Origin of the sequence: Myroides phaeus (assembly GCF_900099675.1) — a bacterium.
Lineage (GTDB): Bacteria > Bacteroidota > Bacteroidia > Flavobacteriales > Flavobacteriaceae > Flavobacterium > Flavobacterium phaeum.
Genome location: NZ_FNDQ01000003.1, coordinates 71,610 through 86,591 on the forward strand (window position 1 = coordinate 71,610; position 14,982 = coordinate 86,591).

Consider the following 14,982-nt stretch of genomic DNA (forward strand, 5'->3'; position numbering starts at 1 on the left):
TAATAACTTTAAATGGATTTATTACAAGCCATCCTCCTTGCAATTGTAGAGGGGTTAACAGAGTACTTACCAGTTTCTTCAACAGCTCATATGATTTTCGTAAGTTCTTACTACGAAATTCAAAATGACGATTTTGTTAAACTATTTCAAACAGCTATCCAATTCGGGGCTATTCTTGCAGTTGTAGTACTTTATTGGAAGAAGTTTTTCGATTTCACTAAGCTAAATTTCTATGTAAAATTAGTATGCGCTGTAATACCAGCACTTGTTTTAGGAAAGCTATTAGATGAAAAAATTGATGCCGTTTTAGGAGAGACTATTTACATTGCATATATGCTAATCTTTGGGGGATTTGTCTTGTTATTTATCGACAAATATTTCAAAAATCCGAAAACAGTTAAAGAAGAGGATATCTCTATAAAACAAGCTATTGCAATTGGTTTTTGGCAATGTTTAGCTATGATGCCAGGAACAAGTAGATCAGCTGCTTCAATTATTGGAGGTATGCAACAAGGGCTTTCACGTCAGGTTGCAGCAGAGTTTTCTTTCTTTTTAGCAGTACCAACAATGCTTGCTGTAACGGTTTATTCAATTGTTCTAAAAAAATATGAATCAGGTAAAATTGGATATGAACTATTATTAGAACATCCTGACAATATGAAATTGTTTTTACTTGGAAATGTAATCGCTTTTGTTGTTTCTATATTTGCCATTAAATTCTTCATTGGAATTATTAAAAAATATGGATTTAAACCTTGGGGATACTACCGTATTGTAGCAGGAGTTATTTTATTAATCTATTTCGGTTATTTAAAGCAATAATGATAAACTATACCGCAGAAGCATTTCAAAACGGACAAATTTTATTGGTTGATAAACCCTTAAATTGGTCTTCTTTTCAAGCAGTTAACAAAATAAAATGGTTGCTTAAAAAGAACTATGGATTAAAAAAGATTAAAGTAGGTCATGCTGGTACTTTAGATCCTTTAGCAACAGGCTTATTGATTGTTTGTACAGGAAAAGCAACTAAGCAAATCTCTGAATTACAAGGACAAATTAAAGAATACACAGGTACAATCACTCTTGGAGGAACAACACCTTCTTATGATCTTGAAACAGAGATAGATCAACATTTTCCAACTGAACATATTACACCTGAACTTTTAGAAGAAGCAAGGGTGTCTTTTTTAGGTGAAATACAACAAAGACCTCCTATTTTTTCTGCTTTGAAAAAAGATGGTAAAAGATTATATGAACACGCAAGAAAAGGGGAAGAAGTAGAAATTCCTACAAGGCCAATTACTATTGAAGAGTTTGAACTTACTGGTCAAACAATACCTAATATTGATTTTAGAGTAGTTTGTTCTAAAGGAACATATATTCGTTCTCTTGCTTATGATTTTGGTTTAAAACTAAATTCAGGTGCCCACTTAACTGCGTTAAGAAGAACAAAAATTGGAGATTATAACATCGTTAATTCTGTTAGTTTAGAAGAATTTGAAGCAGAAGCGGAAAAGAATTCTATCGAACAAAACCAATAATTAAAAAGGCTATTTCTACGTGAGAAATAGCCTTTTTAACTTTGTATCATCTACTCTTCTTTACTTATAAATAACAATTGATAAACATTACCATTATTGTCAATTCCTTCAACTCCTCCTTCTAAAGAGCGTTTTACATCTATATAAATTTCTTTTTTATTATCGCTACATATCCTACCAGCTCCAACATCTCCTTTTAAAGCTATTTTACCTCTATAGGTATTCCCTTCATTATCTACACCTTCTACTGTATAAATTTTTCTTTGCCTAACTATATCATTATCGACACCTTTGGTTTTCTGCTCTTGTTCTGTCAAAGAAACCTCCTTCTCATCTGTGTTAGAATGTTCTTTGCAACTCATTAAAAAAAACACAGAGGTACAAAAAAGACACCTAAAAAGTTGAAACACTTTGTTCTCCATATAAATTTCCTTCTTGTTTTACTTTTTTTGACTAAACTAAGTATAAAAAACAGGAAAAAAACAAAATAAAAAGTGAACTACCTTAAATTTTGAGTAAACTCTAAATTATTCCAATGTAAATCACTTGACTATAAATGTTGTTACCCCTATCTTCGCAATGATAAAATGTTTATTATGAAAAAAATAATAGTATTAATCTTACTTATTTCAAACTGTGTTTGGGCACAAAAAACGACTTTTAAAGAAGGTGATTTTATTTTTCAAAATATAGCTTGTGGCCCTCTATGCGATGCCATTAATGAAGTTACTTTCGGTTATAATGACATTAACTTCAATCACATAGGTATGGTGATTAATTATGAAAACAAATTACAAGTAATAGAGGCAACTTGGCCTAAAGTAGCTATTACGCCTTTAGAGGATTTCTTATCAAAAACATCTAACACAATGTATTTAGGAAGACTATTACCTGAATACACAAACCTTATAACAGATGCTAAAAATTTTGCAATCAAACAGGTAGGTATTCCTTATGACGTTAATTATTTAATGAACAATGAAAAATACTATTGTTCTGAATTAATCTATGATGCATTCAAGTATGCTAATGAAGATAAAGAGTTTTTCAAACTTTACCCGATGACTTACAAATCAAAAACAACAGGAGAATTTTTCCCAGAGTGGTTAAGCTATTTTGAAAAACTTGGACAAGAAGTGCCTGAAAATTTATTAGGTTGCAATCCGGCAGGATTATCTTTATCAAAAAAAATCACTATTGTAGGCGCAATCGTACAATAGTGATTTTTTAAAATATTATTTATCAAGGGACAACATTAGTTCAAGAACCTCATTCTGAACTTCTTGTCCTTTGTTCTTTGTATACCATTTTTGAAGCTCAACAGCACCTGTTTGATCAAAACTACCGTGTTCTGCTTTGTAATCAGCAACTAATTTTGTAGCTCCTGCAGGGCGTGGTCCCCAATCTCCTAAAACTTTTAATGTCTCTGCTTCAACGATAACTAACTTAGGAATTGATCTCCCCCCATTTGTTAAAAACTGATCCATTAATTCTAAGTTCTGATCGCGGAAAACAATCTTCATCTCAACTTTATCTGTTATTTCTGCCATTTTATTTAACATAGGTACTGACTGAGCTGCATCACCACACCAACTTTCAGAAATAACAATCCAAAGATACTTTTTAGTTAAATTTTTCAGACTCGTTGTCGCTTCCTCTGAAACCTTTAATGTCTTATCTAATCGATGTAATCTTGCCTCATTTAACTCAGCATAAGCAATATAATCATCTTTTATATTTAGTGCAGCCTTGTCATTTTGTAATGCTTTCGTTACAAACTCACGAAAAGCAGAATAAGTTAAACTATTATCTAACGTTTTTTGTTCGATATGTCCCATTTTATGTAAATTTATTGTTCGTTTCTATCAAAGATACTATTTTAAAACCAAAATACCATTTACACAATGAATACAAAATCTATAGGCTTATCTTTATCTGGAGGAGGATTTAAAGGAATTGCTCATGCAGGGGTATTACAGTATTTAAAAGAAAAAAACATTACACCAACTGCAATCTCCGGAACGAGTGCTGGATCCATTGTAGCAACCTTATATGCCTCTGGTATTAGTCCAGAAGAAATATTACATTTATTCAAATCAGTCAACATATTTAACTGGCAACATTTTACCTTAAAAAAAGCAGGTATAATGGATGTAAATACTTTCGATAAATACATTAAAAAAGCTTTTGAAGACAAAACATTACAAGACTTAAATATTCCCGTTTATATCAACGCTACCAATATAGCTACTGGAAAAATCCACTTCTTTGAACCCAATACAAGAATTGTCGATGCTGTATTAGCATCAAGTGCTTTTCCTGGAGTTTTTTCACCTTACTTAATTGGCGATAATTTATATAGTGATGGTGGTATTTTGAACAACTTTCCTACTAAAATTTTAAAAGACCAATGTGATTTTGTGATCGGTAGTAACGTATGTCCTATACAAACCGTTCCACAATCTGATCTAACAACCATTCGCTCAATAACCTTTAGAGCTTACGATCTAATGACAGCAATGAGCAATATTGTACACGGTCGCATTTGTGATGTCTTAATCGAACCAGAAGAGTTAACATTATATTCCACATTTGAAAGAAATAAGAAAAAAATGGATGAGATGTTTGCTATTGGTTATCAAGAAGCTAAAAAATCATTTGAGAAGAATTCAGATATTTTCAAAAAAGCTATTTTATAGAAGTATATAATCTTTATATTTGCAAAACTTTAAAAAATTATCTTTCAATGAAGTACAAAAGAATTCTACTAAAATTAAGTGGAGAAGCATTAATGGGAGATCAACAGTATGGTATTGATCCTAAAAAATTAGCAGAATATGCTGCTGAAGTAAAAAAAGTTCACGATTTAGGTGTTGAAATTGCAATTGTAATTGGTGGAGGGAATATTTTTAGAGGTGTTGCTGGAGCAAATGTCGGAATGGACAGAGTACAAGGTGATTACATGGGAATGCTTGCAACAATTATCAATGGTATGGCATTACAAGGAGCTTTAGAAGCAGCAGGAATGTTAACAAGACTGCAAACAGCTTTAAAAATTGAAGCAGTAGCAGAACCTTATATCAAAAGAAGAGCAGTTCGTCACTTAGAAAAAGGTAGAATTGTTATTTTTGGAGCTGGAACAGGAAATCCTTATTTCACAACTGATACAGCTGCAGTTTTAAGAGGTGTAGAAATCAATGCTGATGTTATCTTAAAAGGAACACGTGTTGATGGAGTTTACACTGCAGACCCAGAAAAAGATCCTACAGCAATTAAATTTGAAGAAATTACTTTCTCAGATGTATTAACAAAAGGATTAAACGTTATGGATACAACAGCATTTACATTGAGTAGAGAAAATGAACTACCAATTGTTGTATTTGACATGAACAAACAAGATAATTTATTAAAAGTTTGCAAAGGAGATGATTCAGTAGGAACTACTGTATCTGTAAACATTAAGTAATTTTATATTATGACTGAAGAATTAGAACTAATTATTGCATCTGCAAAAGAGTCAATGGATAATACTATTGCTCACTTAGAAAAATCTCTTTTAAACATTCGTGCTGGAAAAGCTTCACCACAAATGTTGGGATCTGTTTTTGTTGATTACTATGGATCACAAACTCCTCTTTCTCAAGTAGCAAATGTTAGTACTCCTGATGCCAGAACACTTTCAATTACTCCTTGGGAAAAAAATATGTTACAACCTATTGAAAAAGCAATTATGATTGCTAATTTAGGGTTGAACCCAATGAATAATGGTGATAATATCATCATTAACGTTCCTGCATTAACGGAAGAAAGACGTAAAGATTTAGCTAAACAAGCAAAATCTGAATGTGAAGATGCAAAAATCGGTATTAGAAATGCTCGTAAAGAAGCTAATAACGACATCAAAAAAGAAGAAAAAAATGGAACTTCTGAAGACATCTGTAAAGGTGCTGAAGAAAGAATTCAAAAATTAACTGATAACTTCGTTAAAAAGATAGAAGATATTCTGTCTGCTAAAGAAGTAGAAATCATGACAGTTTAAAAAATATCCGCAAGTATGCGGATTTTTTTTTTTAATTTATTCAATATCTTTTTGTTTGCTTTCTTTAAGCTTTAACATTCCCACAACAAACTTATCACACTCATAATCAATAGTTTTTCACTACCTTTATAATCGTACCGTTTAATTAAACACGGTTATTTAATAACAAAAAAAAGCTATAATTATGACCACAAAAATTTACTCCCCTGAAGAACTTCAAAAAATAGCCCCCGTTTTTGGACAACTTTCTTTTGACAATCACGAACAGATTGTTTTTTGTCACGACAAAGATTCAGGATTAAAAGCAATTATTGGAATTCACAATACAACCCTTGGCCCTGCACTTGGAGGAACAAGAATGTGGAACTATGCTTCTGAATGGGAAGCTTTAAATGATGTTTTAAGACTCTCACGAGGAATGACCTATAAATCTGCTATTTCTGGTCTTGATTTAGGAGGAGGAAAAGCTGTTATCATCGGAGATTCTAAAAAAGATAAAAGTCCAGAATTAATCAAAGCATTTGCTAAATATGTAAACTCTTTAGGAGGAAGATACATTACAGCAGAAGATGTTGGTACTACTACAGATGATATGGACTTAATACATAGTATTACTCCCCACGTGACGGGTATTTCTCAAAGCCTTGGAGGATCTGGTAATCCGTCTCCCGTAACAGCATATGGGGTTTTTATGGGCTTAAAAGCAGCAACACAATTCCAATTTGGCTCAGACGATTTAAATGGAAAAAAAATACTTGTTCAAGGTATTGGAAATGTTGGAGAGACTTTAGTGAAGCATCTTGTTGAACACGGAGCATTAGTACAAATTACAGACATCAATCAGGACCGCGTAACCCAGATAGCAGAAAAATATAATGTGCAAAAATTCACTGGTGACGATATTTATAGTGCAGACGTAGATATATATTCACCTTGTGCACTTGGCGCAACTATCAATGACGATACTATAGAAAAAATAAAAGCCAAAGTTATAGCTGGTGCTGCTAACAATCAATTAGCTGTCGAAGCCAAACACGGAAAAAGATTACAAGAAAGAGGTATTGTTTACGCTCCTGACTTTTTAATCAACGCAGGTGGAATTATAAATGTATTTGGAGAGATCGTTAAATACGATTTAAATGAAGCTCTTAGAAGAACAGAAAACATTTACAATACGACATTAGAAGTACTAAACTATGCAAAACAGCACGGATTAACTTCGCAACAAGCAGCTATGAAAAAGGCTGAGGAAAGATTAAATTCAAAAAAATAACATACAATGAAGGCTAACATATATTGATAAAATGTTAGCCTTTTATTTATTAACCACAAGTTACTTTGTTTGCTTTTAAAACCTGAAGCTACTTTATAAGCAAAAGACCTTAAAGGCTTATTTTTAAATAAGCACAAAATATAAGTTACTTTTATTCAATTCTGTTTATTTCTTTCCCAATTCTTCCAATTTTGAACCTAATATCGACTGAATTACAAAAATCTCTATTCCATAATAGACAATATTTTACTAAATTTGCAGGTATTTTATAATATCCAAATCAAGACACTGATTACTAAAAATATAAATCACGATGAAACATACGAAAATTATCGATCTTTTAGGTGGTAAAGGCCTTCTACACGAAGTAAAAGCAAAGGGATGGGTAAAAACGTTTAGAAACAGCCAGTTTATAGCGTTAAATGATGGATCCACTATTAACAATATTCAATGTGTTGTTGATTTAGATAAGTTTCCTGCAGAACAATTAAAAAGAATTCACACAGGAGCAGCAATCTCAGTTAGAGGTACACTTGTAGAAAGTAGAGGAGCAGGACAAAACGTAGAAATTCAAGTTGAAAAACTTAAAATATACGGAGAAGCAAATCCTGAAGAATATCCAATTCAACCTAAAAAACACTCTTTAGAGTTTTTACGTGAGAATGCTCACTTAAGAATTAGAACGAATATGTTTGGTGCTATTATGCGTGTACGTAGTACTATTGCATATGCAGTACATAAATACTTCCAAGAAAATGGTTTCTTCTATTTCAACGCACCTATTATCACAGGTTCTGATGCTGAAGGAGCAGGAGAAATGTTTCGTGTAACTTCTTTAGACTTAAACAATCTTCCACGTACAGAGCAAGGAGAAATTGACTACAAAGAAGATTTCTTTGGAAAAACAACAAACCTAACAGTATCTGGACAATTAGAAGCAGAAACTTATGCAATGGCATTAGGATCTGTATATACATTTGGACCTACTTTCCGCGCTGAAAATTCGAATACATCAAGACACCTTGCTGAATTCTGGATGATTGAACCAGAAGTAGCCTTTAATACTTTAGATGACAATATGGATCTTGCAGAAGACTTCATTAAAAATGTTATCAAGTACACTTTAGAAAAATGTGAAGACGACTTAAAGTTCTTAGAAAAACGCTTATTAGAGGAAGAGAAATCTAAACCACAAGCTGAGCGTAGTGAAATGTCATTAATTGAAAAGTTACGTTTTGTAGTTGAAAACAACTTCAAACGCGTAAGCTATACAGAAGCAATTGACATTTTAAGAAACTGTAAGCCAAATAAAAATAAAAAATTCAACTATATCATTAACGAATGGGGAGCTGACTTACAAAGTGAGCACGAACGTTACTTAGTTGAGAAACACTTCAAATGTCCTGTAATCTTATTTGATTATCCAGCAGATATCAAAGCATTCTATATGAGAATGAACGAAGATGGAAAAACAGTTCGTGCAATGGACATTCTTTTCCCTGGAATTGGAGAAATTGTTGGTGGTTCTGAAAGAGAAGAACGCTACGACGTATTAATGGACAAAATTGCTAAAATGGGAATTGATGCAAAAGAATTATGGTGGTACTTAGATACACGTAAATTCGGAACTGCACCTCATAGTGGTTTTGGACTTGGATTCGAACGTTTAGTGTTATTTATGACAGGAATGACAAACATTAGAGATGTAATTCCTTTCCCAAGAACACCGCAAAACGCTGAGTTCTAATTTATTTAACAACATATAAAAATGTTTACTTTAATCGCATTTTTTTCTTAAATTTGAAAAAGAGGTGTTTAGAGTAAACATTTTTTATTTCTATTAAATTTCTTAAAAATGCTAAAACAAAGTTTACAACTTAAATTATCACAAAAATTATCTCCTCAACAAATTCAGTTGATGAAGTTAATTCAATTACCTACGTTAGCATTCGAACAAAGACTTAAAGAAGAACTTATAGAAAATCCAGCTCTTGAAGTAGGAAAAGAAAATGAATTAGCAGAAGTTGAAGATTATACAGAAGATTTTGAAGATTATGATAGTGAACGCATTGAGGCAGAAGATATCAATATCGATGAATATTTAAGTAATGATGAGACTCCTGATTATAAACTTCAAGCGAATAACTATAGTAAAGACGATGAAGACTATGAAGCGCCAATTATTGCTCACGAAAGTTTTCACCAAGACTTACTCAACCAATTAAACACTTTTATTCTTTCAGATTCAGATAGAGTAATCGCAGAATTTCTTGTAGGTAGCATTGACGATATGGGATATATCCGTCGTGAAACACAAGACATCGTTGATGACTTAGCCTTTACACAAGGTGTCTACACAGACGAAGAAACAGTGGAAAGAATATTACTTTTAGTGCAAGAACTTGATCCAGCAGGAGTTGGAGCACGTGATCTAAAAGAGTGTCTATTACTACAATTAAAACACAAAACTCCAACTGAATCTATCGATTTAGCTAAAGATATTATCGAAAATCAATTTGATGCTTTTACTAAAAAGCATTACGATAAACTATTGCAAAAATATAATGCTACAAAAGAGCAATTGAGAAATGCAATTGATGAAATTGAAAAATTAAATCCTAAACCAGGAGGGGCATATATCGGCAATGATCGTGCAGTAGAGCACGTAGTTCCAGATTTTACAATTAAAATTACTGAAGGAGAGCTTGAATTAGTTTTAAATGGAAGAAATGCACCTGAACTACACGTTTCTAAAGATTACCAAGAAATGTTACAGTCTTATAAAGACTCTGCTAAAATTAGCAATGCTCAAAAAGATGCCGTACAATTCATCAAACAAAAATTAGATGGTGCTAAATGGTTTATTGATGCAATTAAACAACGACAAGAAACTTTAATTGTTACGATGAGTGCTATTCTTGAATATCAAGAAGAATACTTTTTAACAGGAGATGAAACAAAACTAAAACCAATGATTTTAAAAGACATTGCAGATTTAGTTGGTTTGGATATTTCAACCGTTTCACGTGTTGCTAACAGCAAATATGTAGATACACCTTATGGAACAAAACTGATCAAAAACTTCTTTTCTGAAGCTATGATAAATGATCAAGGAGAAGAAGTATCTACTATTGAAATTAAAAAAATACTTCAAAACATCATTAGAGATGAGGATAAAAAGAAACCTTATCCTGATGATAAATTAGCAGAGTTATTAAAAGAGAAAGGATATCCAATTGCAAGAAGAACGGTTGCAAAATATAGAGAACAACTTGACATTCCAGTAGCAAGAATGCGCAAGCGTATTTAATTTTATACTATCGTCAAATGAAAAAATTATTATCTCTTTTTTCATATATATTTCATCCGATATTTGTTCCTTTTTATACGGTATTGCTATACTTTAGTATTACTTACTTTTATTTTTCAAAACTTGAGATTTCAATAATACTCGGGCAAGTACTCATTTTGACTTGCTTAATTCCAATTAGTATCTACTTCTTATTAAAATCATTGGGAATTATTAAATCTTCTGTAATGGTAAGTAAACCAAGCGAAAGAATAATACCTTATGTTATAAATATATTTCTACTTATAACATTAAAGTATTATGTTCTTTACAACAATAGCGCTTATGCGATAAATTTTTATATATGGGGATTAATTTACAGTTATATCGCTTTATTAATTTTTATCTTTTTCAGACTTAAATGTAGTGCCCATATAGCACTTTTGGGAAGTTGCTTTTTGTTCTTTATTACACAATTAATAGAATACCAAAACGCAAACTTAATAGGAATTATAGCCTTAATATTTATTATTGGATTTACTGCAACGTCACGCTTGTACTTTAAAGCTCACACATCTACAGAAATGATATTAGGCTTTCTTATAGGGGTAATTCCACAAATATTTTTCTTTTCACTTACCTATAATATGTAAAACATCACCCCTACATTAAGTAAACGCAACTTGTTTTTATCATCTTGGATAACATCCTTTTTATAAACATTATTTAAACCATAATACATATAAAAATTCCACGTATTAAATCCTGCGGACATATACACGCCGTATAACCACTTATTAATATCCTCATCTCCTTTCATTGTTGTTGAATACTCTGTTGTAGTAGTTTTACTTCGATCACTAAAAACATAACTCGCCTTAAAACCTAAGTGAACTCTCCAAAACTTATGTGAAAAAGGTGTAGAAGTACGCCATCTAAATTCAACCGGAAAATCAACTGCGTGTAATGAAACACTACTTTTCTTGTAAGAATCAAGAATTATATGGTCGTGTTCAGGAGTTAATCCAAGATTTCCTCTTAGGTTTAAATAAGAATACCCCACACCAGGAGCAATCGCCATTGTCCTTTTTTTATTAATCGGAAAATCACGTAGAAATCCACCATTTATACCAATCGAAACAGAATTAGGTGAAAAATGTGCTGGTTTATCTTGAAGCAACGTATGAGTAATACCAAAATAAAATTGATCCTCTCTATATTTTAAATCAACATTTTGAATACTATCACTCTTATGCTGAGTAATACTTTCAAGTTCTTGAGCACTTACACATATATTTCCAACAAAAAATAAAACAAAAACAATAAACTTTTTCATTTGATAACCTACTAATTAAAATGAATATACTAAACCTACTCCAAGAGTTTGTTTAAACTGAACCTTAGGCCCTTCTAAAACTTGAACACCATCACGTTCAACCTTGTTTTTAACATTGTCATCGTAAATCATATAAGCACCAACATTGGCTCTCACATAATTATTCACTTTCAAGTCTAACTTGAACTCCCAGCTTACATCAATATTTCCAAAATGATCAACATAATCACTGTAAAAAGTCAATTTATGTTCAATAAAAATATTCTTAAATATTTCTTTTTTCCACTCATTACTCAAAAGGAAACCAATCTCAGCTTTATACTTTTTACCCCTTCTAATTATGTTACCCAAATCATCTTTCTCTGCTTTTTCAACACCAAATGCCCCTTGATCAGCTAAACGTTGATCATTCACAAACGTTGCTTTATAAGTAACAGGTGAAATATAAAACTTCATACCAGTTTTAGGAGTAACATATTCCGCCCCCGAACCAACAAATAAATAAGCTGGAGCAAACCATCTTGACACTGGATCATCTGTATTTGGATAATTGTATCCATCTGTAAACTGAGACTTAAAATTTAGCTTAGCAACATAATACCAATCTGAAATTGCTGTTGATTTATAACCAAATGTAGAATTATACTCCAATACGTCATCAGACTTACGAAGTTCACGATCAGACTGCTTATTTACTCCATAACGGACATTTAAAACATTATCCCAACTCAAACGTCCTTTTATATATTTACGTGCAAATTCTCCTTTAAAAAGGCCTGCAATTGAGTTTTCCCCTCCAGCACTCCAATTGACAAAAGCTATCTGATTGAAATCAAGTCCTAACTTATTTTTCTTCTCCCAATATCCAATGATTTCATTGTTTATAGGTAAAACATTCAGATTAATTAATGGATTAAATGTTGCTTTAATAGGATTGACCTTCGGTTTTGCTCGCTCTACAAATATCTCTGGTTTAAAGAAAGGTACGTCTCCATAAACATTATTATTCCCGTAAGAAATAATATTTTCATTATAATTCTTTGCAGGCAAAAACCCCATCAATGGGTTAAAAGGATTTTCTTGCAAACTGATTGTATCGCTTTTTATGCTTTGTATATCTCTTTTTGTTTCTGTTCCTTGCACAGGTATATTCTGCCCATAAGAAGACAAAAAGCCTCCTAAGAAAACAGTTATAAATAAACGCGTATTATACTTTCCCAAAACTTAATTATTAATAATTTTCACAATACTTTCAACATCAATTTCACATTCTTGTTGCTGTTGTTCAACAGTTGCCTGTTCAACAAACGAGTCTTTTACCCCCCTAACATCAACCGATATACCTGGATAATTAAAACTAACAAATTGTGCAATACTACTTCCAAATCCACCAATTGTAGTTCCATCTTCAAAAGTGACAATTCTTGAATACTCTTGACATATTTGATGTAACATCTGCTCATTTAATGGCTTTACAAAAAGAAAATGATAATGAGACCAAGCATCACTGTTAGTTCTCTTACAAGCCTCTATAACATTATTTCCTATTGTACCTGTTGTAATAAAAACAAATTTATTCCCTTTTTGCAACTTTCTGACAAAAAGGTCCGTAATTTTTTCAAAGGGTAATTTCCACGAATAATTGATAAATCCTTTACCTCTTGGATAGCGAATTGCCCAAGGTGAATTAACTCCCAATTGTGTTGTGTATAATAAATTTCTCAATTCAAGCTCATTCAAAGGAGCAGCTATAACCAAACCTGGAATACAATTTAAATAGGCAATATCATATACCCCTTGATGAGTTGCCCCATCCTCTCCTACTAATCCTGCTCTATCTAAACAAAATACAACGGGCAAATTTTGTAGCACGACATCGTGAATAACCTGATCATATGCACGTTGGAGAAAAGTTGAGTAAATTGCACAATAAGGTATAAATCCTTGTGTAGCCATACCAGCAGCTAAAGTCACTGCGTGTTGTTCAGCAATTCCAACATCTATTGCTCTTTCTGGTATTTCGTCCATCATATATTTTAAAGAACTACCAGTAGGCATTGCAGGAGTAATACCAATAATATTTTTATTCTCTCTTGCTAACTCTAAAAGCGTCAACCCAAAAACATCTTGAAACTTAGATGGAAACTCATCTTCTATTTTTTTTATCAGTTCCCCTGTAACTTTATCAAACTTTCCAGGAGCGTGATATTTTACCTGATCTTCTTCTGCCTGTTTAAGCCCCTTACCTTTCGTAGTTATAACGTGTAAAAACTTAGGTCCCTTTACTTTTTTCAAGCGTTTCAACTCTTTAATAAGACGAGGTAAATCATGTCCATCTATTGGTCCTTTATAATCAAAATTCAAAGACTTTATCATATTGTTCTCACGAGGGTTAGTACCAGACTTGACAGAAGTCAGATAATCTTTCAAAGCACCAACACTTGGGTCAATTCCAATAGCATTATCATTCAGAATTACAAGCATATTAGCATCAGTAGCCCCCGCGTGATTCAGGCCCTCAAAGGCCATACCTGAAGCAATTGAAGCGTCCCCAATAATAGCAATATGTTGTTTTTTATAATCTCCTTTTAAGTTAGAGGCTAATGCCATTCCTAAAATTGCTGAAATTGAAGTAGAGGAATGCCCTACGCCAAAGTCGTCGTATTCACTTTCTGTTCTTTTTGGGAAACCACTTATACCGTTTTTTTGTCTATTGGTATAAAAAACATTTTGTCTTCCTGTAAGAATTTTATGACCATAAGCTTGATGTCCAACATCCCAAACCATAAGATCTTCAGGCGTATTGAACACATAATGCAAAGCAATTGTCAGTTCAACAACTCCTAAACTTGCCCCTAAATGTCCTTCTTTTGTAGAAACAATATCAATTATAAAACTTCTAAGTTCAACCGCTAATTGCATAAGCTCATCCATAGATAGCTTTTTCAAATCTTGCGGGTTATTTATTTGCGGTAGTAACTTTTTGATCATTATAAAGATAAATAAAAACAAATTTACAATTTTGTTTCTATTTTTGACTTTACAATTATGTTAACACACAAAATGAGTACATTTTTTACAAATGAATATTTTATGCGAATAGCCTTAAATGAAGCTAAATTAGCATATGAAAAAGGAGAAATACCAGTAGGAGCGATAGTAGTTGCCAATAATCAAATTATTGCAAAAAGTCATAATCTAACAGAATTATTACACGATGTAACAGCACACGCAGAAATACAAGCAATCTCTTCTGCAGCTAATTATTTAAACGCTAAATATTTGAAAAACTGCACTTTATTCGTTACTTTAGAACCATGTCAAATGTGTGCTGGAGCTCTTTATTGGAGCCAAATAAGCAATATTGTTTGTGGTGCTGAAGACCCTAAAAGAGGGTATCGTGCTATTGGGGGACAAATACACCCTAAAACAAAAATAACCTTTGGTATTCTTGAAGAAGAATGCGCTAACCTTATGAAATCATTTTTTGAGAGTAAAAGATAA

General features: G+C 32.2%; 15 protein-coding genes. 10 read left to right on the forward strand and 5 right to left on the reverse strand.

The features are described from left to right. Nucleotides 1-12 precede the first annotated feature (12 nt). Nucleotides 13-822 (forward strand): undecaprenyl-diphosphate phosphatase, encoded by an 810-nt coding sequence (locus BLT46_RS02270; RefSeq protein WP_090405558.1) that lies wholly within the window; start codon nt 13-15, stop codon nt 820-822. After that, the gene (truB, locus tag BLT46_RS02275) at nt 822-1,541 is read left to right on the forward strand and encodes a tRNA pseudouridine(55) synthase TruB (RefSeq protein ID WP_090405561.1); all 720 of its coding nucleotides are present in this window, start codon (nt 822-824) and stop codon (nt 1,539-1,541) included. The genes BLT46_RS02270 and truB overlap by 1 nt, the downstream gene beginning before the upstream one ends. 50 nt (nt 1,542-1,591) lie before the next feature. Here truB and BLT46_RS02280 read toward each other — a convergent pair whose 3' ends face one another. Then, nucleotides 1,592-1,903 (reverse strand): hypothetical protein, encoded by a 312-nt coding sequence (locus BLT46_RS02280; protein WP_090405565.1) that lies wholly within the window; start codon nt 1,901-1,903, stop codon nt 1,592-1,594. A gap of 234 nt (nt 1,904-2,137) precedes the next feature. Here BLT46_RS02280 and BLT46_RS02285 point away from each other — a divergent pair, with 234 nt between their 5' ends. Further along, on the forward strand, nt 2,138-2,761 hold the full coding sequence (locus tag BLT46_RS02285; protein WP_090405913.1) for a YiiX/YebB-like N1pC/P60 family cysteine hydrolase: 624 nt from the start codon (nt 2,138-2,140) through the stop codon (nt 2,759-2,761). Nucleotides 2,762-2,776: 15 nt separating this feature from the next. Here BLT46_RS02285 and BLT46_RS02290 read toward each other — a convergent pair whose 3' ends face one another. After that, a complete protein-coding gene (locus tag BLT46_RS02290) occupies nt 2,777-3,379 on the reverse strand; it encodes a thioredoxin family protein (RefSeq protein ID WP_090405568.1) in 603 nt (200 codons plus the stop codon). A 66-nt stretch (nt 3,380-3,445) separates the two neighbouring features. On the opposite strand from BLT46_RS02290, the gene BLT46_RS02295 reads away from it, so the two are divergent. The 6 genes from BLT46_RS02295 (at nt 3,446) to rpoN (ending at nt 10,163) form a co-directional block, all read left to right on the forward strand. After that, a complete protein-coding gene (locus tag BLT46_RS02295; RefSeq protein WP_090405571.1) occupies nt 3,446-4,240 on the forward strand; it encodes a patatin-like phospholipase family protein in 795 nt (264 codons plus the stop codon). Between the two features lie 47 nt (nt 4,241-4,287). After that, the gene (gene pyrH / locus BLT46_RS02300) at nt 4,288-5,007 is read left to right on the forward strand and encodes a UMP kinase (RefSeq protein ID WP_090405574.1); all 720 of its coding nucleotides are present in this window, start codon (nt 4,288-4,290) and stop codon (nt 5,005-5,007) included. Nucleotides 5,008-5,016: 9 nt separating this feature from the next. Then, complete coding sequence (frr, locus tag BLT46_RS02305) at nt 5,017-5,580, forward strand: ribosome recycling factor (RefSeq protein ID WP_090405577.1); 564 nt, start codon at nt 5,017-5,019, stop codon at nt 5,578-5,580. A gap of 184 nt (nt 5,581-5,764) precedes the next feature. Beyond that, nucleotides 5,765-6,853 (forward strand): Glu/Leu/Phe/Val dehydrogenase dimerization domain-containing protein, encoded by a 1,089-nt coding sequence (locus tag BLT46_RS02310; RefSeq protein WP_090405580.1) that lies wholly within the window; start codon nt 5,765-5,767, stop codon nt 6,851-6,853. A gap of 313 nt (nt 6,854-7,166) precedes the next feature. Beyond that, nucleotides 7,167-8,600: an asparagine--tRNA ligase gene (gene asnS / locus BLT46_RS02315; RefSeq protein WP_090405584.1), complete on the forward strand. Its 1,434-nt coding sequence runs from the start codon at nt 7,167-7,169 to the stop codon at nt 8,598-8,600. Between the two features lie 108 nt (nt 8,601-8,708). After that, on the forward strand, nt 8,709-10,163 hold the full coding sequence (gene rpoN / locus BLT46_RS02320) for an RNA polymerase factor sigma-54 (protein ID WP_090405587.1): 1,455 nt from the start codon (nt 8,709-8,711) through the stop codon (nt 10,161-10,163). A gap of 619 nt (nt 10,164-10,782) precedes the next feature. Here the strand turns inward: rpoN and BLT46_RS02330 are convergent. From BLT46_RS02330 to BLT46_RS02340, 3 genes are read right to left on the reverse strand one after another with little or no spacing between them, the layout of a single operon-like run. Continuing rightward, nucleotides 10,783-11,478, reverse strand: a complete 696-nt coding sequence (locus BLT46_RS02330; RefSeq protein ID WP_090405592.1) for a porin family protein — start codon at nt 11,476-11,478, stop codon at nt 10,783-10,785. Between the two features lie 15 nt (nt 11,479-11,493). Next, nucleotides 11,494-12,699, reverse strand: coding sequence for a DUF3078 domain-containing protein (locus BLT46_RS02335; protein ID WP_245722924.1), 1,206 nt, complete (start codon nt 12,697-12,699; stop codon nt 11,494-11,496). Nucleotides 12,700-12,702: 3 nt separating this feature from the next. Next, on the reverse strand, nt 12,703-14,469 hold the full coding sequence (locus BLT46_RS02340; protein ID WP_090405595.1) for a 1-deoxy-D-xylulose-5-phosphate synthase: 1,767 nt from the start codon (nt 14,467-14,469) through the stop codon (nt 12,703-12,705). 72 nt (nt 14,470-14,541) lie between these two features. On the opposite strand from BLT46_RS02340, the gene BLT46_RS02345 reads away from it, so the two are divergent. Continuing rightward, nucleotides 14,542-14,982 (forward strand): nucleoside deaminase, encoded by a 441-nt coding sequence (locus BLT46_RS02345; RefSeq protein WP_090405918.1) that lies wholly within the window; start codon nt 14,542-14,544, stop codon nt 14,980-14,982.

What these genes read in the sequence shown, in the direction of transcription:
- BLT46_RS02270 (WP_090405558.1), top strand. Translation starts at nt 13, where the DNA reads ATGGATTTATTACAAGCCATCCTCCTTGCAATTGTAGAGGGGTTAACA.
- truB (WP_090405561.1), top strand. Translation starts at nt 822, where the DNA reads ATGATAAACTATACCGCAGAAGCATTTCAAAACGGACAAATTTTATTG.
- BLT46_RS02280 (WP_090405565.1), bottom strand. Translation starts at nt 1,903, where the DNA reads ATGAGTTGCAAAGAACATTCTAACACAGATGAGAAGGAGGTTTCTTTG.
- BLT46_RS02285 (WP_090405913.1), top strand. Translation starts at nt 2,138, where the DNA reads ATGAAAAAAATAATAGTATTAATCTTACTTATTTCAAACTGTGTTTGG.
- BLT46_RS02290 (WP_090405568.1), bottom strand. Translation starts at nt 3,379, where the DNA reads ATGGGACATATCGAACAAAAAACGTTAGATAATAGTTTAACTTATTCT.
- BLT46_RS02295 (WP_090405571.1), top strand. Translation starts at nt 3,446, where the DNA reads ATGAATACAAAATCTATAGGCTTATCTTTATCTGGAGGAGGATTTAAA.
- pyrH (WP_090405574.1), top strand. Translation starts at nt 4,288, where the DNA reads ATGAAGTACAAAAGAATTCTACTAAAATTAAGTGGAGAAGCATTAATG.
- frr (WP_090405577.1), top strand. Translation starts at nt 5,017, where the DNA reads ATGACTGAAGAATTAGAACTAATTATTGCATCTGCAAAAGAGTCAATG.
- BLT46_RS02310 (WP_090405580.1), top strand. Translation starts at nt 5,765, where the DNA reads ATGACCACAAAAATTTACTCCCCTGAAGAACTTCAAAAAATAGCCCCC.
- asnS (WP_090405584.1), top strand. Translation starts at nt 7,167, where the DNA reads ATGAAACATACGAAAATTATCGATCTTTTAGGTGGTAAAGGCCTTCTA.
- rpoN (WP_090405587.1), top strand. Translation starts at nt 8,709, where the DNA reads ATGCTAAAACAAAGTTTACAACTTAAATTATCACAAAAATTATCTCCT.
- BLT46_RS02330 (WP_090405592.1), bottom strand. Translation starts at nt 11,478, where the DNA reads ATGAAAAAGTTTATTGTTTTTGTTTTATTTTTTGTTGGAAATATATGT.
- BLT46_RS02340 (WP_090405595.1), bottom strand. Translation starts at nt 14,469, where the DNA reads ATGATCAAAAAGTTACTACCGCAAATAAATAACCCGCAAGATTTGAAA.
- BLT46_RS02345 (WP_090405918.1), top strand. Translation starts at nt 14,542, where the DNA reads ATGAGTACATTTTTTACAAATGAATATTTTATGCGAATAGCCTTAAAT.